The following is a 21,189-nucleotide window of genomic DNA, read 5'->3' as shown; positions in this document are numbered from 1 at the left end:
GCCATGAGCGACAAGGATTTCTTCAAGGACAAGGCCATTCTGGTCACCGGCGGCACGGGTTCCTTTGGCCGCAAGTTCATCGCTACCTTGCTCAAGGAACACCAACCACGCCGTGTGGTGGTGTTCTCGCGCGACGAGCTCAAGCAGTTCGAGATGCAGCAGGAACTCAACGCCCCGCAAATGCGTTACTTCCTGGGCGATGTGCGCGACGGCGACCGCCTCAAGCAAGCCATGCGCGGCATTGATTACGTGGTCCACGCCGCCGCGCTCAAGCAGGTGCCGGCTGCCGAATACAACCCCACCGAGTGCATCCGCACCAACGTAGGCGGGGCCGAGAACGTGATCAACGCGGCCATTGAATGCGGCGTCAGCAAGGTGATCGCGCTGTCCACCGACAAAGCGTCCAGCCCCATCAACCTCTACGGCGCCACCAAGCTGCTGAGCGACAAGTTGTTTGTTGCTGCCAACAACATCACCGGCGGCCACAAGACGCGGTTTGCCGTGGTGCGCTATGGCAATGTGGTCGGCTCGCGCGGTTCGGTACTGCCGTTCTTCCGCAAGCTCATCAAGGAAGGTGCCGATTCACTGCCGATTACCGACGCACGCATGACCCGTTTCTGGATCACGCTCAACGATGGCGTGGCTTTTGTGCTCAACAACTTCCAGCGCATGCAGGGCGGCGAAATCTTCGTGCCCAAGATCCCGTCGGCAAGAATTACCGATATGGCCAAGGCCATCGCCCCAACCTTGCCGCACCGCATCGTCGGCATCCGCCCCGGCGAAAAGCTGCACGAGATGATGATCTCGCGCGACGACGCGCAGCACACGTTTGAATTTGACGACCACTACGTGATCGCCCCGGCCATCAACTTCATCGTCCAGAGCGATTTCCAGACCAACGCGCTGGGCGCAGTGGGCAAGAAGGTGGCGGAAGGCTTTGAATACGTGTCCGACACCAACCCGCATTACCTCACGATTGACGAGCTGACAGCGCTGGACAAAGCCACGCCCTAGACCCCCCGACACGTAGGCCGGCGCGCGGCCCGGCCTACTCACTGAGCAGGAAGCCAGCATGATCCCCTACGGTCGCCAGAGCATCGATCAGGCCGATATCGACGCAGTTGTCGAAGTCCTCCAATCCGACTGGCTGACCCAAGGCCCGAGCATTGATCGCTTCGAAGAAGCCGTCGCCGCCCGCCACGGCGCATCACACGCCGTCGCCGTCTGCAACGCCACCGCCGCACTGCATATCGCCTGCATGGCCATTGATCTGGGCCCCGGCGACTGGCTGTGGACCTCGCCCAATACCTTTGTCGCCAGCGCCAACTGCGCGCGCTATTGCGGCGCCAATGTCGACTTTGTCGATATCGACCCGAACACCTGGAACCTGTGCGCCGACGCACTCGAAGCCAAGCTCATCGCGGCCGATAAGGCAGGGCGCTTGCCCAAGGTCGTCGTCCCAGTCGCCTTCAGCGGCCAGAGCTGCGATATGGCACGGATCAAGGCGCTATCGCAACGCTACGGCTTTGTGGTGATCGAAGACGCCAGCCACGCCGTGGGCGCCAGCTACAAAGGCAAACCGGTCGGCTGTGGCGACTACGCCGACATGACGATTTTCAGCTTTCACCCGGTCAAGATCGTCACCACCGGCGAAGGCGGCATGATCCTGACCAACCGGCCAGCGCTGGCCGAACGCCTCAAACGCCTGCGCAGCCACGGCATCACCCGCGACGCGGCGCTGATGACCGAACCCAGCCACGGCCCCTGGTACTACCAACAGACTGAACTCGGCTACAACTACCGCCTGACCGACATCCAGGCCGTGCTGGGCCTCTCGCAACTGCAAAAGCTCGATCAGTTCGTCGCCCGCCGGCGTGAACTGGCTGCGCGTTACGACGAGCTGCTGGCGGATTTGCCGCTGCAATTGCCTACGCGCCAAGTGGATGCGGAATCAGCCTGGCATTTGTATGTGGTGCGGCTCAAGCTCGATCAGATTGGCAAGACGCATAAGGCAGTGTTTGAAGGCTTACGTGCTGCTGGAATTGGCGTGAACCTGCATTACATCCCGGTGCATACGCAGCCGTATTACCGGGCGCTGGGGTTCAAGGATGGGGATTTTCCGAATGCGGAGGCGTATTACCGCGAGGCGTTGAGTTTGCCGATGTTTGCGGGGTTGGAGAAAGTCAATCAGGTTGTTGTAATCGATGCTGTGAAACAGCTGTTTTGATAAATTAATAAATCATTGAGACATTTCACTTATGCATCATGAGGTTAAAGAGCATGATTTGGATTGGTGGGTGCTAAAGCAGCTTAAGGCGCAGGTCGAACATGACTTGGTGCGCCTCATTCCAGATGGGTATTTTGAGCAATCGGTTAAGGAGTTGGAATTTAATGAGTCTATTGGTAACTCTGAACATTTTTCTCGGGAAATGAAATGGGGATATCTGGCTGGCGTACTGGGGAAGAAGTTGTTCTTTGAGTCGAGCCGTGGACTGTCCCCAAGAGAGTTGTCGGCCAGTGAAATGCTAATGCACTTGGGTATGTATACATCCGCTGAGTGTATGGAGGCTATTAGTAGGCAGATAGCGGAGAAGGCGCAGTCTCTGGGTGTGCCGGATGGGAATTCAAGCGTGGTTGCAGATCAGCTTAAAGCTAATCATCTTGTTGTGCTTAGGGATAATATTACTGGCGCTCTTACGCAATATTTAAAGCATCTTAGTGATACGGAGAGGAATCCATATATGTCACTTTTGGGAGCAGAGGATGAAAATGAGAGGAATAGCCAAGGTGATGGTGCTGGGTCTGTTGTGAACAATTTTCAAGTAAGCGTTACAGGTTCTGTGAATGGTTCTGTTCAAGTTGGTGAGGGAAATGTGATCGAACAGGCTGAGGTGAAAAGGGATTCCCCTTTTAAGTGGCTTTCTGGAGGGCTTGCCAAGATTATTTCGGGGGTGCTTATAGCAGTGATTGGTGCTTATGTTTTGAAATCATTGGGAATGGCTCCCTAGCCAGTAGGTTGGGCTGAAAATAGGAAGCCCAACAATCAAGTAACTTTAGTAAACGTTGGCCCCATTGCATTCAGCCGAACCTACAGAAGCGTTTTCCCGTGCCCATCCACATCCTTCGCTTAGGTTCTGCCAGATTGCCCAAAGAAGGCCTGCGCCTCGGCACCGTCCGCCGCCCACCACGCGGCGTACCCAAAACCGAATTCGCCTCGCAAAACTGGTACGACGTCTGGTTTCCTAATCTCGCCCCAAGTGCCGAGACCATGAAGCTGGGCCAAGCCGCCGAAAGCCCCGCAGACTGGGCGGCGTTCGTGAAGAGATACAAGGCCGAGATGGCTGAACCGGCTGCGGCGCATGATCTGGCCTTGCTGGCGGCTTTGTCGCACCAGACCAATTTCTCGGTAGGGTGTTATTGCGAGGACGAAGCGCGTTGCCATCGGTCGGTATTGCGGGAGTTGTTGCTGACTAAAGGTGCATTGATACAGGGCTGATGCGTCGCTTCGGCTTAAGACACAAGAGGTAGATTATGAGTACGGTTGCCATCATCCCCGCCCGCGGCGGCAGCAAACGGATTCCGCGCAAGAATGTGAAGCCGTTCCACGGCAAGCCCATGCTGGCGTATTCGATTGCCGCAGCGAAAGCCAGTGGCCTGTTCGACCGCGTAGTGGTGACCACGGACGACGACGAGATCATTACGCTGGCACGCGAGCTGGGCGCCGAAGTGCCGTTTGTGCGGCCTGCCGAGCTGGCCGATGACCACACGACCACCATTGCGGTGATCCAGCACGCGATCAAAACGCTGCAAGACGATGGTGAGCCGGTGAGCATGGCCTGCTGCATCTACGCCACCGCGCCGTTTGTGCAGCCGCGCTATCTGCGCGAAGGCTTTGAGACACTGTCCAAGCATGCCGACAAGTCCTATGCCTTCTCGGTTACCAGCTTCCCGTTCCCGGTACAACGCGCCATCCGCCTGAACGAGGCGGGTTGCGTGGATGCGCTGTATCCGCAGTACCGCAACACTCGCTCGCAAGACTTGGAAGAGGCGTTCCATGATGCCGGCCAGTTCTATTGGGGTAGGGCAGAGGCCTGGCTGCGTGGCGACGTGATCTTTTCGCCGGCCAGCTTGCCGGTGGTGTTGCCGCGTTATCTGGTGCAAGACATTGACACGCCCGAAGACTGGCGTCGCGCCGAGTATCTGTACGGCGCACTGCTAGCAGGCGGTGAAATTGGCGGGGACAAGAGCGCGTGAGGGTGCTGATTCGCGCCGACGCCTCGCTGGCCATCGGCTCCGGCCATGTGGTGCGCTGCCTCACGCTGGCAAACGCACTGCGCGACCAGGGCGCAGTCGTCAGCTTTGCGAGCCGCGAACTACCCGGCAATGCACTGGCACGGATTGCCGATGCGGGCTTTGCCGTGCTGGTTTTGCCAGCCAGTTATCCGGGCGACCGCGCCGGCAACATTGAATCCCTGATTGATTGGCAGGCCGACCTGGCCGCGCTGCAAACGCAGTTGGCGGGTCAGCCGCCGTTCGACTGGCTGCTGGTTGACCACTACGGCCTCGATGCGCAATGGCAACGTAGTGCCCGCGCCTTTGCCCAGCGCATCGCCGTGATCGACGACCTGGCCAACCGCCCGCACGACGCAGATTTGCTGATCGACCAGAACCTGACTGCCACGGCGGATGCCTATGCACCCTTGATTCCGGCAAGCTGCCAGACACTGCTCGGCCCACGCTACGCCTTGCTGCGCCCCGAGTTCCGCGTGCCTGCACCCACGATTCGCGCCAAAGCCGACCGGGTGGTAGTCAACTTTGGTGGCGTGGATGCTGGCGGTGAAACCTTCAAGGCAATGGAAGCGCTGGCAGGTTTGCCCATCCATGCCGACATCGTGGCCGGCAGCGCCAACCCGGCATGGGATGCGCTGCAAGCTAAGGCACAAGGCCAGGCTAACTGGACGCTGCATCGCCACGTGGCCGACTTTGCGGCGCTGATGCAGCAGGCCGACGTGTTTATCGGCGCGGGCGGTACGACGAGTTGGGAGCGCGCCGCGCTGGGTGTGCCCACGCTGTGCATAGCTGTGGCTGATAACCAGGAGCCGAATGCTCAGGCGCTGCACGCGGCGGGTATCCACCAGTACTTGGGCCGCGACCGTCATGTGACGGCCAGCCAGCTTGGCAAAGCCATTAGCGATCTGCTGGCCGATGCCCCGCGCCGCCAAAGCTATGCCGACAAATCGCGCGCACTCGTCGATGCCAAAGGCACCCAACGCGTCGCCGCCGCCATGCTGCACGCCTGCCTGACGCTACGCCCCGCCACGCTGGATGATGCACAGCGCCTGTTCGATGGCCGCAATGCCGAGAACGTGCGCCGCTGGTCCATCAACTCCGAACCGATCAGCTGGGATGCCCATATCGACTGGCTGACCCGCACGCTGGCCAACCCCGACCGCCAGCTCTGGATCGCCGAAAGCGCCAACGGCCCAGTAGGCGTGCTGCGCTACGACCGCAATGCCGACTTGCCGGATCGCGCCGAAGTCTCCATCTACCTGTTTGCCGGCCGCGAAGGCGTGGGTTGGGGCGGTGCACTGCTGCAAGCGGGTGATGCCGCCATTGCCCGCCTGTGGCCGGCGCTGCGTGCGATTGATGCAACGGTCTTGCCGGACAACACAGCATCGCTGAAACTCTTTGTCCAGGCGGGGTATCGTGAGCACAACGGCCACTTTGAACGGGTGCTGCCGCAATGAGGGATAAGACCATGAACAGCTTCAATATCGGCCATCGCCGCGTCGGCCCCGATGCCGCGCCCTTTGTGATTGCCGAAATGAGTGGCAACCACAACCAGTCGCTCGAACGCGCGCTGGCGATTGTGGATGCCGCCGCCAAAGCCGGTGCCCACGCACTCAAGCTGCAAACCTACACGCCTGACACCATGACGCTGGATCTGGACGAGGGCGAGTTCCATATTGGTGACCCGAACAGCCTCTGGGCCGGCACCTCGCTGTACAAGCTCTACCAGGAGGCCTACACGCCCTGGGAATGGCACAAGCCGATCTTTGACCGCGCCGCCGAGCACGGCATGCTTGCTTTCTCCACGCCGTTTGACGAAACCGCGGTGGATTTTCTCGAATCGCTCAATGTGCCGGCGTACAAGATCGCCAGCTTCGAGAACACCGATGTGCCGCTGATCCGCAAGGTGGCCGCCACCGGCAAGCCGATGATCATCTCCACCGGCATGGCCAGCGTGGCCGAGTTGGATGAAAGCGTACGCGCGGCACGTGAAGCCGGCTGTAATGACCTGGTCCTGCTCAAGTGCACCAGCACCTACCCGTCCACGCCCGAGAACACCCATCTGCGTACGATCCCGCATCTGCGCGAGCTGTTCGGCACCCAAGTGGGCCTGAGCGACCACACGATGGGCGTGGGGGCTGCCGTGGCTGCGGTGGCGCTGGGTGCAACGGTGGTAGAGAAGCACTTCACGCTGCGCCGCGCCGATGGTGGTGTGGATTCGACGTTTTCGCTGGAGCCCGAGGAGCTGGCTTCGCTGGTGATTGAAACCGAGCGCGCCTGGCAGGCCATGGGCCATGTGCAATACGGCGCCACCAAGGCTGAGACCAAATCGCTGGTGTTCCGCCGCTCGCTGTATGTAGTGAAGGATGTGGCACCCGGTGAAACCTTCACGGCAGACAATGTACGCGCGATTCGCCCCGGCCTGGGCCTGGCACCCAAGTTCCTCGACACCATCCTTGGCAAGCGCGCCGGCAAGGCCATCAAACGCGGCACGCCGCTGAACTGGGACTTGCTCGGATGATGCGCGCCGGGCTGATCGGCTGCGGCCGCATCGGCTGCGAGTTTGACAGCGATGCCGCGCGTATCGGTATCTATACCCATGCGGCGGCTTATCGCGCTGCCGAGGGGGTGGGCCTGCATGCGATTGCCGACGCCGATCCCGCCAAGCTGGCCAATGCCGCGCAGCGCTATGGCATTGCTCCTGAGCGTTGTTTCATCAGTGCCGAGGCCATGCTGGCCGCTGGCGGGCTGGATTTGATCAGTATTGCCGCACCCGATCGTTTCCATGCCGACCTCGCCCTCAAGGCCATCGCTACGCCGGGCGTGCGCGGCATTCTGCTGGAAAAGCCGCTGGCACTGACGCTGGACGAGGGTAGGGCGGTGTTGACCGCCGCCGCGGCCAACAAGGTGGCACTAGCGGTGAACTACTCGCGCCGGTTTTGCCCTGCGCATGCCAAAGTGCGTGAGGCCATCTCCGCCGGGGAGTTAGGCGATATCCATACCGTGACCGGTTTCTATGGCAAGGGTATCCGTCACAACGGCACACATTGGCTGGACCTGTTACGCCACTTCTTCGGGCCGATTGCCAGCGTGCAAGCCTGGCCCAGTCGTGCCGCCCCGTTTGAACAGGATCCCAGCCCGGATTTGCGGATCGTTTTGGCGTCCGGGTTGGTAGCGCATCTGCACGCCAGCAATCACCTCGATTACAGCTTGTTCGAAATGGATATCGTGGCGGCACAGGGCAGGGTGCAGTTGCTCGAAAGCGGCCATCGCGTGGTCTGGCACACCGTTGGCGAGAGCCCTTACTACGCTGGCTATCGCCTGCCACTGCTGCATCATGTGGATGAGCTGGGTATGCGCGATTTGCTGCTGCGGGCAGTCGAAAACCTCCGCGATGCCGTGCTCACAGGCCAATCGCCCCAATGCAGCGGCGACGACGGCCTGGCCGCCCTGCTGGCGGCCGATGCGGCTTGCCGCTCGCTGACAACCGGTCAGCCGGAGATGCTTACGTGAATCCTCGCAGCAAGCCGCTACTGGCGATAGTGGCCGGCGACCCCGGCGGGGGCGCGGCCCTGGTGCCGGTGGTGGAATTGCTGGACGCGCTGCAATGGCCGTGTCGGCTCTATGCGTATGCGGAATCCTTGCAGAGCTGGACAGGTCGCGGCTGGCCGGTAAGTCCGGCAGAGTCCATCCGGCTTGATGGTGTGAGCGGCGTGATATGCGGCACCTCGGTCAATGCGCAAATGATGGAACTGGACTGGCTGCTGGCAGCACGCGCCCGTGGCTTGCCGACTTTGTCGGTGCTGGATTTCTGGAGCAACTATGCACCGCGCTTTGAGAAGCAGGGGGAGACGGTTCGGCCAGACCGTATCGCCATTCCCGATGCTTTGGCACGCGCAGAAATGATGGCCGCCGGCTTTCCCGAGTCTGCCTTGATCATTACCGGCCAACCCGCACTGGATAGCCTGGCAGGTATCGTCCCGCCTGGCACAGCCCGCCGCCGTGCCCTGCGAGACACATGCGGTGTGCAGCCGGAACAGCCGCTCGCCGTCTTTGTGTCGCAACCCTTGCGCATGATGGCGCAGCGCTTGGGCGAGGCCGTGGTGATTGATGAGCAGAAAGCCTTGCAACTCCTGGAGCAGGCCCTTGCCCAAAGGGGCAAACCCATTGCACTCCGGGTCAAGCCCCACCCGCGTGAACCGCGCTCGGACTTTGCGCACATTGGGTCAGTCTGGCCTGGCACGGCACTGGCACCCGACGGGCTGGCTCACGAATTGCTTATGACTGCCGATATCGTGGTCGGTATCCATTCCATGATGTTGCTTGAAGCGTGTTACCTGGGTTGTCGGGTGCTGAGTTTCCAGCCTGGTCTGAGTGCAGCAAGTGACCCCTTGCCGAGCAATCGGGCCGGCTGGAGCTGGCGCTGCGACAACCCTGCCGAGCTCGCGGCCATGCTGGATACCGCTTTGAGCAGCACCTTGCCGGTGCCGAGCAAGCCGGATGGTCAGGCTGCCCAGCGGGTTATCGAGGCAATGGAACGCCTGATCACGACATAAAAATACTGACAGGAATCAGCATGATGCATGACCTTGCCCTGCTAGGTGGCACGCCGGTCCGCACCGCGCCGCTGCCGTCCTACAACACGCTCGGCCCCGAAGAACGGGCTGCGGTGAATGCCGTCATGGACAGCGGCGTGCTGTCGCAATTTCTCGGCGCGTGGACGCCCGACTTCTATGGTGGCCCACGCGTGCAGAAACTGGAGCGCGAGTGGGAAGCCCACTTTGGCGTGGCCCATGCCGTATCGATGAACTCGGCTACGTCATGCCTATACGCGGCAGTCGGCGCATTGGATATCGGCCCCGGAGACGAGGTCATCGTCTCGCCGTACACAATGTCGGCATCCGCCGCCGCAGCGCTGGTTTACGGCGCGGTGCCCGTGTTTGCCGACATCGACCCCGACACCTTCTGCCTGACTGCCGAGACCATTGCCCGCTGCATCACGCCGCGTACGCGCGCTGTGATCGTGGTCGATATCTTCGGCCAGCCGGCAGACTTTGAACCCATCATGGCCTTGGCGCGCCAGCACGGCATCAAGGTCATTGAAGACAACGCCCAGGGCCCCGGCGCACGCTACAAGGGCCGCCACAGCGGCACACTGGCCGATATTGGCGTGTTCAGCCTCAACTACCACAAGACCATCCACAGCGGCGAAGGCGGCATCGCCGTGAGCAATGACGCGCGCCTTGCCGAAAAGCTGCGGCTGATCCGTAACCATGCCGAAGCCGTGGCCGAGGCCAAGGGTGAGACAGACTTGGTCAACCTGGTCGGCTTCAACTACCGCATGACGGAGATCGAAGCGGCCATTGCCAGCGAGCAACTGAAAAAATTGCCGGCCTTGCTTGCCACCCGGCAAAGCCATGCCGCCCGCCTGAGCGCACGTCTTGCCGGTCTGCCTGGCATTACGCCGCCGAAGGTACGTGCCGATGCCGAACACGGCTGGTATGTGTATGCGATCAAGTACGACGCCAAAGTTACCGGCGTACCACGCGCCAAGCTGGTCCAGGCACTGCGCGCCGAGGGGATTCCGGCGGCCGAAGGCTATGTGAAGCCGCTATACCTGCAGCCCATGTACCAGCAGCGCATTGCCATGGGGCGCGATGGCTTCCCGTTCAACCTGCCGGCCTATGCGGGCAGCCTGAACTACGACCGAGGCATTTGCCCGACCTGCGAGCACATGCACTTTGAATCGCTGATCTATGCCGATTACATCCACGCCAGCCTCAGCGAGGCCGACGTGGACAGCATTGCCCGCGCTTGGGAAAAAGTGCTGGGCAATCTGGATGCGCTGCGGGAGCCCGCATGAGCCAACCTGCTTTCCTGGCTGGCAAACGGGTTCGCCTGCGCGCGCTGACTGAAGCCGACGCAGACGGGCCCTATGTAAGCTGGCTCAACGACGCCGAAGTCTGCGCCGGTAACAGCCACCATGTATTCCCCTATGGCCGCGATGCCGCGCGCGATTTCATTCGTGCTGCCAATCAGCGTACCGATGCGCTGACACTGGCTATTGAACTGGTGGCCGACGGCCGACATGTGGGCAATATCGCGCTGAACCAGATCCACCCCCGCCAGCGTTCGGCGGAATTTGCCGTTTTGCTGGGGGATAAATCGGTCTGGGGCACGGGCGTGGCGTCCGAAGCCGCACAACTGATCGTGGCCCACGGCTTTAGTGCCTTGGGCCTGCATCGCATACATTGCGGCACGTTTGCGGATAACGCAGGCATGATCGCCCTAGCCCGCAAGCTGCATATGCGAGAGGAAGGTCGACGTGTGGAAGCGGCGTGGAAAGATGGCCGCTTTGTCGATGTGATCGAATTTGCCGTACTCGCTCGCGAGTGGGCACAGTAAGTAAAACACCAACGAGATGAATGACAGGATGGCGACATGAGCGAGAACCAACAAGCCTTGATCGACTGGAAAACCGACGCATGGAAGGACACCAATATGGTGGCCTGGTATTCCAAGCGCATGTTCGAGAACACCGGCACCAATCAGCTCAAGCATCAGCTGGAAATGCGCTTCATTGGCCGCTACGCCACGGGCCCCAAGGTGCTTGATGTCGGTTGCGGTACAGGACGTGGATCGATACCGCTGGCGCAACGCGGGATGGACGTCACTGGTATCGATAGCTCGCAAGCCATGCTGGATGAAACCCGCCGCCTTGCGGGTGAAACACCGATGACGCTGCTGCCGGGTGATGTGGCCAATCTGCCCGTGCCGGCAAACTCATTCGACTTCCTGCTTTCGCTGAATGTGGTGGTCCACTTTCCTCACTGGCAGAGCATCTTGCTGGAGTGGGACCGCGTGCTGAAGCCAGGTGGCCGCATCCTGTTCGATATCCACTCTCTTGATCACCTTGAGGCCGTGCACGGGCCCGGCGAGAAAACCAATCAGATCCTTCAGGCGAATGAGGCTGCCGTGGGCAGTTACATGTCCCACATGAGGACAGATGATCTGGTCGAGTGGGCCAATGAGCATGGCTATCGCATTCAAGCCATCGTGCCCGTGGGTGGTTTTGTGGTCAGTACGCGTAACCATTGGTTGGGCGACCTGGAGACGAAGCATTGGTGGAATCGTCTGCTGGGCTGGATGACCACAGACAAGAAGCTGTTTGATTTTGCCCTCTGGCTGGAAACGGAACTGGTCTGGAAACTGCCATGCACATCGACGGGTCGTTTCATGGCCGTGCTCGACAAGGTGGCAGACCCGGAAAGCAATCAGCGCTGGTTGGCGGAACAGCAACGTCTCAACACGGTGTGGCGAAATGGCCAGATCCGCGAGGCTTTGCCGGTTCCCGACGCAGCGGCCAAACAGGCGCTGCGCCAGCATCTGGCTCACCCGCGTAATACCTATATGTTCTACGAGCTTCTGCAAGTTGTACTGCGCCGCTTCCCGGAGCTGGATGTGGCCGACTATCTGCCCGAAGAGTTTGCCCAGCTCTTTGCTGACTGGCGCTTGCAGGAAGATATCGACCAATACGCCTTGCGCGTTGCCGGAGAATGGCGTCGCAACGGCGGCTTTGGCGCCAAGTTCGAACATGCCGGCGTGCCATTCGGGCCGGGGCTTGAATACAACCTCGTTCGGGACGTACTTGTGAACTACCTCAATGTCTTTCAGCAGGGAGAGCAGCAATGACCACGAAGCAAGGTGCCATCCTCTCTCTGCTTTGGCCTCGCTATCACCACGTTATTGAAGCCTTCTGCTCGCAAGAACCCGGCATGGTGGTGCTCACGCCCAGAGCCCAATACGACGCCGAGCTTGCAGAGCGTCTGGCTGCATCGGGTAGTCAGCTGATCGAGCTGGAGAGCCTGCTTGACGGTGCCGCCGAGCAACGTATCCATGCAGGCGTGAACACCAGCCTGAGCAAACTCGCTCATTACTTCGGTACAACGGGCTGGGAGGACGGCTGCATTCAGCTAGAACTGGAGGAGGCACGTTTCCAGCCGCTACTCAAGGCGCGTGCAGATGCCGAGTTGCCCTCGATGGTGCATGTCATCGAAGGCCTGCAGCTGGCACACGAACAGTTCGATATCCGGCTGCTGGTCGTAAGCGAGGATCTCACCGCCGTTTCCAAGACTGCTGTCATCTGGGCCAAGCGCAGCGAAATCCCGAGTTTGCAGCTCATGCACGGCGTCGCACTGTGCAAGCCCTACACCGTACACGGCGCCTTGTTTGCCGATTCGCTTGCGGTGTATGGCCAACGTGGCCTGGAAAGCTACCTGGATCTGGGTGTCGACCCGGCCCGCTGCTTTGTGACCGGCAATCCGGCTTGGGACGCCTATCCCCATCATGTAACCCAGCGTGCTGCCTATCGAAGCCTGCTGGCAAAGCGCCATGCGCTTGATACGGCAAAGCCCTGGATCGTATTTGCGACCACCTGGGCGGCCAATCTCACGGCCGTGGGCGATCCTCAGGCATTCGAGGCCAGCCTGCTGCAGTTTCTGGCTGCCGTGCGCGATTTGCGTGAGGCCGGTATCGAGGCCGAGTTCATCATCAAAGACCGCATGGGTACGCACGATCAGGCAGAGGCAACGCTGGATCGCCTGGCTGGCTCGCTGGGGTTGCCCAAGTCAGCTTATTGCTACAGCGACGGTGCTGCGGAGCATTGGGTGGTCGCGGCGGATACGTTGATTGGTACGGACTCCAATATCCAGGTCGAGGCCATGATTGCGGGTACGCCCGTCATTAACCTGATGAACTGGTTTGGCATGCGCCTGGGGCCCAGTTTTGATGCAGAAAGTGGCGTGGTTGAAGTGGTGCCGGATGAGCTTGCGCCCATTCTGGCCCACCTGATCAATGACCCGGCTACACGTCAGCATCTGGGTGCCAAAGTGCAAGAAGCCGCACCACGTTACAACACGGGGGTGGATGGGCAGGCACACTGGCGCGTGGCCGAAGTCATGCGACAGCTCATGAAGAGCCAGGCGCAGTCCCGCTACATCTGGCAAGAGCTGCTGGACGTCGAGCATATCGATGCGACGGGTTACCACGATGGCCGGCGACCCGATCTGGTCAACATGTTTACCAATCAGCCGCGTTTCCTGCTGGACATCGGTTGCTCGGCAGGCGGCACCGCACAGGCATTCAAAGAAAAGTACCCGGAAGCTCAAGCCTGGGGTATCGAGATCAACAAATCAGCAGCCGCCAAGGCGGCCACCCGCCTGGATAAGGTGCTGTGCGGCAAGTTCGAGGACTTCGACCTGGTGGCGGAAGGGATCGAGCCGGGCACGCTCGACGCCGTGATCATCGCAGACGTGCTGGAGCACATGTACAACCCTTGGGATGTACTGATGAAGCTCAAGCCCTTGCTGTCGCCCAAGGGACAGATCGTGACCAGTATTCCGAACACCCGGAATATCGGCCTGATGGAAGACTTGGCCCGTGGTTACTGGCGATATGACGCTTGGGGCCTGCTGGATATCACGCATATCCGCTTCTTCACCTTCAAGGAAATCAAGCGATTCTTCCATGAGACCGGATACCACATCGTTCGCTCCGTCAATGGCATTGATCCGCGCCTGAAGTCCTTGTTTGACCTGTTCTCTACCAAGGTGCCGTGCGATATCGACTGCGGCAAGATGGTGATGAAGGGGGTTACGCTGGAAGAACTGAGCGAGCTGTGCTCAATCCAGTTCTACACCGTTGCAGAGCTGGGGGCAGAGGCCCTGACGGATTACAACCCGATGGCGCAGCCCGCCATTCAGCCGGGGGATAGCTATCAGCAGTTCCTCCGTACGCACTTGCTGACGCCGGTCGAGGTCTCTCACTACGAGCGCCGCATCAGCGAGTGGGGCAGTCAACCACTGGTGCATGCGGTTGTGGTGGCAAGTGATGAGGCCGTGGCTCAGGTTGCAGCGACAATCCAGTCACTTGCCAATCAGCTCTACTACCGTGTGCGCTTTACGGTGCTGGCCCCTCACGATGTACCGGAAGGGTTTGCCGATAACGAGCGCATGCAATGGCGTCGCTATGAAGGCCATCCCAATGCCGCCATCAACGACATCTTGTCTGCAAGCGACGCTGACTGGGTTACCGTCTTGCAATCGGGTGATGAGCTGGTATCGCATGCATTGCTCTATCTGATGGAAGCCGCATACAGCAATCCGGATTGGCGTGTGATCTACACCGATGAAGATCGGCGTGAAGAAGGTGGCAACTATGGTTCCCCGTACTTCAAGCCTGACTTCAGTCCGGATTACTTCCAGGCGCTGCCCTACATTGGTGATTTCTTCCTGATTCGCCGCGATGCGTTTGCGACCTTGAAGGGCTTCTCGCCAGATGCGCTGGGGGCCAGCAATTTTGATTTCCTGCTGCGCATCCAGGAACACTTCGGCGACAAGGTGATCGGCCATATCGCCGATGTGCTGTATCACCGCTCGGACAAGCGCAGCCTGGACACCCTGCCCACGAACGAAAGCATTGCAGCAGGGCAGATTGCGCTCACGGACTCACTCCGCCGCCGCAACATTCAGGCCGAGGTCACACACGGCGTACTGCCCGGCACCTATCGTGTCCATTACCAGCATGATCGTCAGCCGCGTGTGTCCATCATCATGCTCACCCGCGAGCATCTGCCCGACCTCCAGCGCACCCTGGAAGGGCTGCTCAACCAGACAAGCTGGCCAGACTACGAACTATTGATTCTGGATACGGGCAGTGAAGACCAGCAAGTGCTCTCCTATCTCACGGCACTGGATGAGATGGGTGACGATCGTCTGCGCGTCTATCGCGTCACGGGTGATCTGAATCTGGCCAAGCTCCGTAATCAGGCTGCCGCAGAGGCTACCGGTGAATACCTGCTGTTCCTGGATAACGATGCCACACCCGTCAATGCCGACTGGTTGACAGAGATGATGGCAGAGGCTCAGCGGACGGAAGTCGGCATTGTTGGCGCCCGCCTGTTGCGCCCCGATGGTACCGTCGATGATGCTGGTCGCATCCTTGGCTTGCTGGGCGTGGCAGAAAGCCCGTTCGTGGGTCTTCGTTTCGACGAGGCAGGGTATTACGGCCGCCTGCAGACCGTGCAGAACTACTCTGCTGTATCGGGCAGCTGCCTGTTGATCCGACGCTCTGTATTCCAGCAAGTGGGCGGCATGGATGAGGCTTTTGATCTCTACCAGGCTGATCATGATCTCTGTCTGCGTACACAGGGCGCAGGCTACCGCATCATCTGGACGCCCTATGCCAACCTGATCCACAAGCGTGGCACGAGTTTGCTGGACGAATCGCTGCTACCGGCTACCGAGCACAATGAGCGCGAAAGTGCGAACCAGACGCTCCTGTACCAGCGCTGGCTCAAACAGCTTTCCTTCGATCCTGCCTATAACAGCAATCTCATTCTGCAGGGCGGGGTATTCCAGATTGAGTCACGTCCGCAACTGACCAAACGTGCGCTGCCCTGGAAGCCGCTGCCGCGCCTGCTGTCGATTCCTGGCGACGACTGGGGTTGTGGTCACTACCGGATCATCCAGCCGCACACGGCAGCAGTGAATGCCGGTCTGGTCGAGGGCTGGAAATCTTTTGACCACTACCTGATGACTGAAATCGGCCGGATGGAGCCGGATACCATCGTGCTGCAGCGGCAGATGATGGACCACCAGCTGCCGTTCCTGCGCGAATACAAAGCCCAAAAGGACATCCGTCTGGTGTTCGAGGCAGACGATCTGATGACTGCGGTACCCAAGAAAAGCCTGCACCGGGCCGATCTGCCGCGTGGCATGGGCGAGAAAATGCGCAGGGCGCTGGAGTACTGTGATCGCTTCATCGTCACCACGGAGCCGCTCAAGGAAGCATTCCGTGATATGCACCATGACATTCGTGTCGTCCCCAACAGCATCGATTTCGATCTATGGGGCAAACTCCAGCCGCAGCGGCGTACCGGCAAGAAGCCGCGTGTCGGCTGGGCGGGCGGTGTGAGTCATGGTGGTGATCTGGAAGTCATTTATGAAGTTGTCCGGGAGCTGGCAGACGAAGTGGAGTGGGTATTCTTTGGCATGGCGCCAGAACCCATCCTGCCGTTCATTGCTGATGTCCGTCAGGGTGTGCCCTTCAAGGATTACCACACCAGCCTGGCTTCCTTGAATCTGGACTTGGGCATCGCGCCGCTGGAACTCAATGCATTCAACGAGTGCAAGAGCAATCTGCGCGTGCTGGAGTACGGCATACTTGGCTTCCCGATGATCGCGACAGACTTCACGCCGTATCAGGGCGACTACCCGATCACCTTGGTGCAGAACCGCAAGGAAGACTGGATCAAAGCCATCCGGGAGCACATCAATGATCTGGACGAGACAGCCCGCCGTGGTGATGCCTTGCGTCAGTATGTGATTGATCACTGGCTGCTGCAGGATCATCTGCCGGAGTGGATGTCTGCCTGGTTCGAGTTCTAGCCAGGCGGGGAGCCGGCAAGAATTTCCGCTTCTGCGAATATTTTTGCCGGTTTCCCCTAAAGTTCCATCAGTACTCGTCGATAAAGGGAGCAAGGCGTTGACCGCCTGGGTGAACAACCCTCAGCCCCTGACTAGGAGACGAGATCATGGCTTCTGTGATTAATACGAACATCCCGTCGCTCAACGCCCAGCGTAACTTGAGCAAAACAACGGGTTCCCTTGAAACTTCGCTGCAACGCCTGTCCACCGGCTTGCGTATCAATTCGGCTCGTGACGATGCCGCCGGCCTCGCGATTTCCTCGCGGATGACGGCACAGATTCGCGGCTTGGATCAAGCCCGCCGCAATGCGAACGACGGCGTGTCGCTCGCACAGGTTGGTGAAGGTGCACTCAGCCAGATGGGCGATCTGCTCCAGCGGATCCGCGAACTGGCCGTACAGTCCGCCAACGGCACCAACTCTTCGGCTGACCGCGCTTCGCTGAATGCAGAAGTCGCCCAGCTTTCCTCGGAACTGGATCGTTTCGCGATCTCGACCGACTTCAACGGCCAGAAGTTGTTTGACGGTTCGTTCGGTACTGCGGCTTATCAGATTGGCGCCAATGCCAACGAGACGGTAACCGCATCGACCGCCAACTTCCGCACGTCGAACTACGGCACCTACCAAATGCGTAGCCAGGTTGCTTACGCCACCTACGCAACAACCGGTACCGTTTCCGGCACCACCATTTCCGGTGGCACCTCGGGTTCGACACTGGATTCGCGCAACGCAAACGGTTCCGGCGCCATTGGCGTGAACGGTGGTAACGGCGGCGCCGTGATCACCAACCTGAGCTCGGGTTCGTCGGCTCGTGACATCGCTGCTGCGATCAACGCCACCAACACCGGTGTGCGTGCCACGGCTCGTACCCAGGCACTGATCCAGTTCAACGTCAGCGGCGGCGGCACGCTCAGCCAGACCTCGGGTTCGACCGACGGCGTCAGCGGCGTGGGTCTGTCCTACTCCCTGAATGTGACCGGTTCGAACACGCAAGTCGTGAACGTGACCTTCAAGGTCGGCAACAACCGCTCTGCATCGGGCCTTTCCGAAGCAGTCCAGGCGTTCAATGATCGTTCGTCGCAGACCGGTATTACCGCGCGCCTGAACGATACGGGCGATGCCATCATCCTGAGCAACGACGACGGTAGCGACATCGTGATGCAGTCGGTGGCAACGACCAACGATACGCAAGTATCCGGTTATGTCACGGTAGCAACCGGCGGCTTCGGTGGCACCCCGATCTCGGGCGCCTACCACATGAGCGGTATCGGTTCCGGCGGTGCAGCGGGCGGCGCAACCCAGACTTCGGGTTACCTGCTCCGTATCGGTGGCCAGATCACGCTGGATTCCGACAAGAGCTACTCGATCACGGCACTGAGCGGTACGACCTTCCAGTCGGGCGTGTTCGCTTCGTCGGGTACCACGCCGAACGCAACCTCCGGTCGTGCACTGATCTCGGGTAACAGCCTGAGCTCGAACCTGATTGCAGTGAACGCTCTGGATGTATCGACGGTCGAAGGTGCAAATCAGGCCCTGCGCATCGTAGACAGCGCCCTGACGGTAGTGAACGGCCAGCGTGCCAAGTTCGGTGCTCTGCAGAACCGCTTCCTGGCAACGATTGCCAACCTGCAAACGGCGTCGGAAAACATCTCGGCCTCGCGTTCGCGGATTCAGGATGCCGACTTCGCTGCAGAGACGGCAAATCTGACCAAGGCACAGATCTTGCAACAGGCTGGTACTGCGATGCTGGCTCAAGCAAACGCACTGCCGAATCAGGTACTGACCTTGCTGCGTGGCTAATCAACTAGATTGACCACTGCAGTGTGAGTAGGCCCCGGCAGTGCCAAACGGCGTGCCGGGGCGTTTGCCTAGGAGAGCCATCATGCAAGTACAGGCTACCAATGTGTCGTTGATGCAGCCCGCTGTGGCCCAGAAGGATGGGCAAGCCAAGGCTGTACCCTCGGCAGAAGTTCAAGCCGCCGCCCGAGCCCAAGCCGCCGCAGAAGTTGCTGCTGTCGCGGCCTCGGATCAGGCGACAGAGAATCCACAAAGTGTGCAGGAGTCGGTCAAGAAGCTGAATGAGACCATTGCCGTTTTCAACCGCAATATCCAGTTCAGCATTGATGACGACAGCCGGCGTAATATTGTTCGTATCGTGGATGTGAATTCCAAGGAAGTCATCCGGCAGATTCCATCCAAGGAAGTTATTGAAATCGCCCAGGCCATCGACAAGCTCAAGGGTTTGTTGTTCAGCGACAAAGCCTGAGTTCCTGATGCAAAGGTCGGCAGCGGCTAGCCGGGGCGGGAGGGTAGCAACATGGCAATTACATCGACAGGACTGGGTTCGGGGCTAGATATTGAGGGCCTGCTCTCCAAACTGATCTCAGCCGAGCGAGACCCGGTTGCGAACAAGATCAAGGCCCAAGGCACCACGATCACGAACAAGGTTTCCGCCTTGGGTTCGATCAGCGGCGCCCTGTCTGCCTTCCAGTCGGCCACCCGCACACTCGAGAGCAGCAGCCAGTACATCAAGCCGGCCGCCAGCTCATCAGATGCAAGCAGCATCACCGCCAACGCATCCTCTGCTGCTTTGCTTGGCAGCCATACGCTGTCGGTAAGCCAGCTGGCCCAGAACCAGCGCCTCAAGACCGGGGTATTCAGTTCTGCTGATGCCGTGATCGGCACCGGCAAGCTCATCATCGATTTCGGCAAGATCACAAAGCTCGACGGATCGACCGCAACGCCGGACAGCAACGGCTATTACGACGAAACCGATATCAAGTTCACCACCAATTCGTCCAAGGATTCGCTGTCCATCACGATCGACAGCCAGCACAACACCTTGACTGGCATCCGTGATGCCATCAATGCGACGGGTGCACCGATTACCGCGTCAGTCGTCAACGACGGTGGCGGTTTCCGGCTAGTGCTCTCATCTACCGATACCGGTGTTTCCAATTCCTTGCGGATCACCGTAAGCGATGACAGCGGCGGCAGTACCGATCTGACGGGCTTGTCCCAGCTTGCCTATGATGTCACGCGCCCCAAGGCCACCAATGCACTCCCTCCTTACGGGCAAAACCTGTCGGAAGTGCAATCGGCGAAGAATGCTACTTTTACGGTGGACGGCATCGGTGTCAGCTCAGAGTCGAATAACGCCTCCAGCGTGATTTCCGGCGTTACGTTCAATCTGCTCAAAACCACTACGTCACCTGTCACCATCTCCGTGGCACGGGATGCCAGTACGGCGAGCAAAGGCCTGGATTCGTTCGTCAAGGCCTACAACGAACTCCGCAAGGTCATCAAGGACACCACCTACTACGATGCCTCGACGCGGTCTGCTGGTCCGCTTCAGGGCGAGACCGTAATCCGGACTATCGAGGCCCAGCTACGTAACTTGATCAACGGCACCACCGCTTCAGGCACGTTCAAGCGTCTGTCCGATGTAGGTATCAGCTTCGATAAAGCCGGTACCATGCTGTACGACAGCACGAAATTCAGTGCAGCGATCGGCAAGGACGCCGCATCCGTTGCGGCGTTGTTTGGCAGCTATGGGGTCGCCAGCGATAGCCAAGTTTCCTACTTCAGTACCGCCACCGGGACCAAGGCTGGAAACTATGCGATCAATATCACGCAGATGGCGACGCAAGGGCAGCTGATTGCCGGTGCTGCAGCGGCATCGCCGACCAATATTGATCTGACCTCCACCACGAATACCCTGTCGGTTACCGTCAACGGTGTGACATCGGGCACTGTGACCCTGAATGCCGCCAATTACGCAACGGCAGGTGAACTGGCGCTGGAGCTTCAGTCCAAGATCAATGGCGACTCCATCCTCAAGGCATCGGGTGTGGGTGTGACCGTGGCATTTGATTCCGGGACCGGCACATTCAGTCTGACTTCGAATCGTTACGGCAGTAGTTCAACGATTGCCCTCAATTCCATCAGTAGCGACCTGACCACCGCACTTGGCTTGTCGACATCCGATCCGGCAACGACAGGGCTCAATATCGCAGGCAGCATCGGCAACAGCACGGCTACGGGTGATGGACAGTTCCTGACCGGAGCGGGCGATGCCGCAGGCCTCAAGATTCAGGTCACAGGCGGTAGTGCAGGCAATCGTGGCACACTGTCGTTCAGCCGTGGCTTTGCCGTACAGATCAACGATGCGATCTCGTCGATGCAGACGACAAACGGCGCCTTGTCCAGCCGCCAGAATGCGCTGAATCGCACGCTGGAGGATCTGACCAAGCAGCTCGATAAACTGAGCACGCGCATGACAGATCTGGAAAAGCGCTACCGTGCCCAGTTCACCGCGCTTGATGTCACCATTTCGTCCTTGCGCAACACCAGTAATTATTTGAGTCAGCAGTTGGCAAATCTGCCTTCTACCTCTTCTCGGTAATCAGAACAGG

At 59.6% G+C, this 21,189-nt stretch carries 16 protein-coding genes; all 16 read left to right on the top strand.

The window, feature by feature from the left end; genetic code table 11:
• The first annotated feature begins 3 nt into the window (after nucleotides 1-3).
• The 16 genes from pseB to fliD all read left to right on the top strand — a co-directional run bounded on the left by pseB (nucleotide 4) and on the right by fliD (nucleotide 21,179).
• Nucleotides 4-1,014 carry a UDP-N-acetylglucosamine 4,6-dehydratase (inverting) gene (gene pseB, locus O9X62_RS06620; protein ID WP_269532009.1) on the top strand — a complete coding sequence of 337 codons (1,011 nt, stop codon included), beginning with the start codon at nucleotides 4-6 and terminating at the stop codon, nucleotides 1,012-1,014.
• A 58-nt stretch (nucleotides 1,015-1,072) separates the two neighbouring features.
• The gene (gene pseC, locus O9X62_RS06615; RefSeq protein WP_269532008.1) at nucleotides 1,073-2,227 is read left to right on the top strand and encodes a UDP-4-amino-4,6-dideoxy-N-acetyl-beta-L-altrosamine transaminase; all 1,155 of its coding nucleotides are present in this window, start codon (nucleotides 1,073-1,075) and stop codon (nucleotides 2,225-2,227) included.
• A gap of 31 nt (nucleotides 2,228-2,258) precedes the next feature.
• The gene (locus tag O9X62_RS06610) at nucleotides 2,259-3,008 is read left to right on the top strand and encodes a hypothetical protein (protein WP_269532007.1); all 750 of its coding nucleotides are present in this window, start codon (nucleotides 2,259-2,261) and stop codon (nucleotides 3,006-3,008) included.
• Between the two features lie 98 nt (nucleotides 3,009-3,106).
• Nucleotides 3,107-3,496, top strand: a complete 390-nt coding sequence (locus tag O9X62_RS06605; RefSeq protein ID WP_269532006.1) for a DUF488 family protein — start codon at nucleotides 3,107-3,109, stop codon at nucleotides 3,494-3,496.
• Between the two features lie 35 nt (nucleotides 3,497-3,531).
• Nucleotides 3,532-4,254: a pseudaminic acid cytidylyltransferase gene (gene pseF / locus O9X62_RS06600; RefSeq protein WP_269532005.1), complete on the top strand. Its 723-nt coding sequence runs from the start codon at nucleotides 3,532-3,534 to the stop codon at nucleotides 4,252-4,254.
• Nucleotides 4,251-5,747: a UDP-2,4-diacetamido-2,4,6-trideoxy-beta-L-altropyranose hydrolase gene (gene pseG / locus O9X62_RS06595; protein WP_269532004.1), complete on the top strand. Its 1,497-nt coding sequence runs from the start codon at nucleotides 4,251-4,253 to the stop codon at nucleotides 5,745-5,747. Before pseF ends, pseG begins: the two co-directional genes overlap by 4 nt.
• Nucleotides 5,748-5,758: 11 nt before the next feature.
• Nucleotides 5,759-6,811: a pseudaminic acid synthase gene (gene pseI, locus O9X62_RS06590; RefSeq protein WP_269532003.1), complete on the top strand. Its 1,053-nt coding sequence runs from the start codon at nucleotides 5,759-5,761 to the stop codon at nucleotides 6,809-6,811.
• Nucleotides 6,808-7,803, top strand: a complete 996-nt coding sequence (locus O9X62_RS06585) for a Gfo/Idh/MocA family protein (RefSeq protein ID WP_269532002.1) — start codon at nucleotides 6,808-6,810, stop codon at nucleotides 7,801-7,803. The genes pseI and O9X62_RS06585 overlap by 4 nt, the downstream gene beginning before the upstream one ends.
• Entirely contained in the window at nucleotides 7,800-8,846 is a 1,047-nt protein-coding gene (locus O9X62_RS06580; protein ID WP_269532001.1) for a hypothetical protein, read from the top strand. Before O9X62_RS06585 ends, O9X62_RS06580 begins: the two co-directional genes overlap by 4 nt.
• A gap of 20 nt (nucleotides 8,847-8,866) precedes the next feature.
• The gene (locus O9X62_RS06575) at nucleotides 8,867-10,153 is read left to right on the top strand and encodes a DegT/DnrJ/EryC1/StrS aminotransferase family protein (protein ID WP_269532000.1); all 1,287 of its coding nucleotides are present in this window, start codon (nucleotides 8,867-8,869) and stop codon (nucleotides 10,151-10,153) included.
• On the top strand, nucleotides 10,150-10,695 hold the full coding sequence (locus O9X62_RS06570; RefSeq protein ID WP_269531999.1) for a GNAT family N-acetyltransferase: 546 nt from the start codon (nucleotides 10,150-10,152) through the stop codon (nucleotides 10,693-10,695). The genes O9X62_RS06575 and O9X62_RS06570 overlap by 4 nt, the downstream gene beginning before the upstream one ends.
• Nucleotides 10,696-10,731: 36 nt before the next feature.
• On the top strand, nucleotides 10,732-11,982 hold the full coding sequence (locus tag O9X62_RS06565; protein WP_269531998.1) for a class I SAM-dependent methyltransferase: 1,251 nt from the start codon (nucleotides 10,732-10,734) through the stop codon (nucleotides 11,980-11,982).
• Nucleotides 11,979-16,736: a glycosyltransferase gene (locus O9X62_RS06560; RefSeq protein ID WP_269531997.1), complete on the top strand. Its 4,758-nt coding sequence runs from the start codon at nucleotides 11,979-11,981 to the stop codon at nucleotides 16,734-16,736. The genes O9X62_RS06565 and O9X62_RS06560 overlap by 4 nt, the downstream gene beginning before the upstream one ends.
• 146 nt (nucleotides 16,737-16,882) lie before the next feature.
• A complete protein-coding gene (locus O9X62_RS06555; RefSeq protein ID WP_269531996.1) occupies nucleotides 16,883-18,574 on the top strand; it encodes a flagellin in 1,692 nt (563 codons plus the stop codon).
• A gap of 82 nt (nucleotides 18,575-18,656) precedes the next feature.
• Nucleotides 18,657-19,040: a flagellar protein FlaG gene (locus O9X62_RS06550; RefSeq protein WP_269531995.1), complete on the top strand. Its 384-nt coding sequence runs from the start codon at nucleotides 18,657-18,659 to the stop codon at nucleotides 19,038-19,040.
• A 51-nt stretch (nucleotides 19,041-19,091) separates the two neighbouring features.
• Nucleotides 19,092-21,179: a flagellar filament capping protein FliD gene (gene fliD, locus O9X62_RS06545; RefSeq protein ID WP_269531994.1), complete on the top strand. Its 2,088-nt coding sequence runs from the start codon at nucleotides 19,092-19,094 to the stop codon at nucleotides 21,177-21,179.
• Nucleotides 21,180-21,189 lie beyond the last annotated feature (10 nt).

The organism is Chitinimonas sp. BJYL2, from assembly GCF_027257935.1.
GTDB lineage: Bacteria > Pseudomonadota > Gammaproteobacteria > Burkholderiales > Chitinimonadaceae > Chitinimonas.
This window is presented reverse-complemented; position numbering and strand designations above follow the sequence as displayed.

Coding starts and splice junctions, on each gene's coding strand:
- O9X62_RS06565 (WP_269531998.1), top strand. CDS start 10,732: ATGAGCGAGAACCAACAAGCCTTGATCGACTGGAAAACCGACGCATGG.
- O9X62_RS06555 (WP_269531996.1), top strand. CDS start 16,883: ATGGCTTCTGTGATTAATACGAACATCCCGTCGCTCAACGCCCAGCGT.
- pseF (WP_269532005.1), top strand. CDS start 3,532: ATGAGTACGGTTGCCATCATCCCCGCCCGCGGCGGCAGCAAACGGATT.
- pseI (WP_269532003.1), top strand. CDS start 5,759: ATGAACAGCTTCAATATCGGCCATCGCCGCGTCGGCCCCGATGCCGCG.
- O9X62_RS06575 (WP_269532000.1), top strand. CDS start 8,867: ATGATGCATGACCTTGCCCTGCTAGGTGGCACGCCGGTCCGCACCGCG.
- fliD (WP_269531994.1), top strand. CDS start 19,092: ATGGCAATTACATCGACAGGACTGGGTTCGGGGCTAGATATTGAGGGC.
- O9X62_RS06570 (WP_269531999.1), top strand. CDS start 10,150: ATGAGCCAACCTGCTTTCCTGGCTGGCAAACGGGTTCGCCTGCGCGCG.
- O9X62_RS06560 (WP_269531997.1), top strand. CDS start 11,979: ATGACCACGAAGCAAGGTGCCATCCTCTCTCTGCTTTGGCCTCGCTAT.
- pseB (WP_269532009.1), top strand. CDS start 4: ATGAGCGACAAGGATTTCTTCAAGGACAAGGCCATTCTGGTCACCGGC.
- O9X62_RS06585 (WP_269532002.1), top strand. CDS start 6,808: ATGATGCGCGCCGGGCTGATCGGCTGCGGCCGCATCGGCTGCGAGTTT.
- pseC (WP_269532008.1), top strand. CDS start 1,073: ATGATCCCCTACGGTCGCCAGAGCATCGATCAGGCCGATATCGACGCA.
- O9X62_RS06610 (WP_269532007.1), top strand. CDS start 2,259: ATGCATCATGAGGTTAAAGAGCATGATTTGGATTGGTGGGTGCTAAAG.
- O9X62_RS06550 (WP_269531995.1), top strand. CDS start 18,657: ATGCAAGTACAGGCTACCAATGTGTCGTTGATGCAGCCCGCTGTGGCC.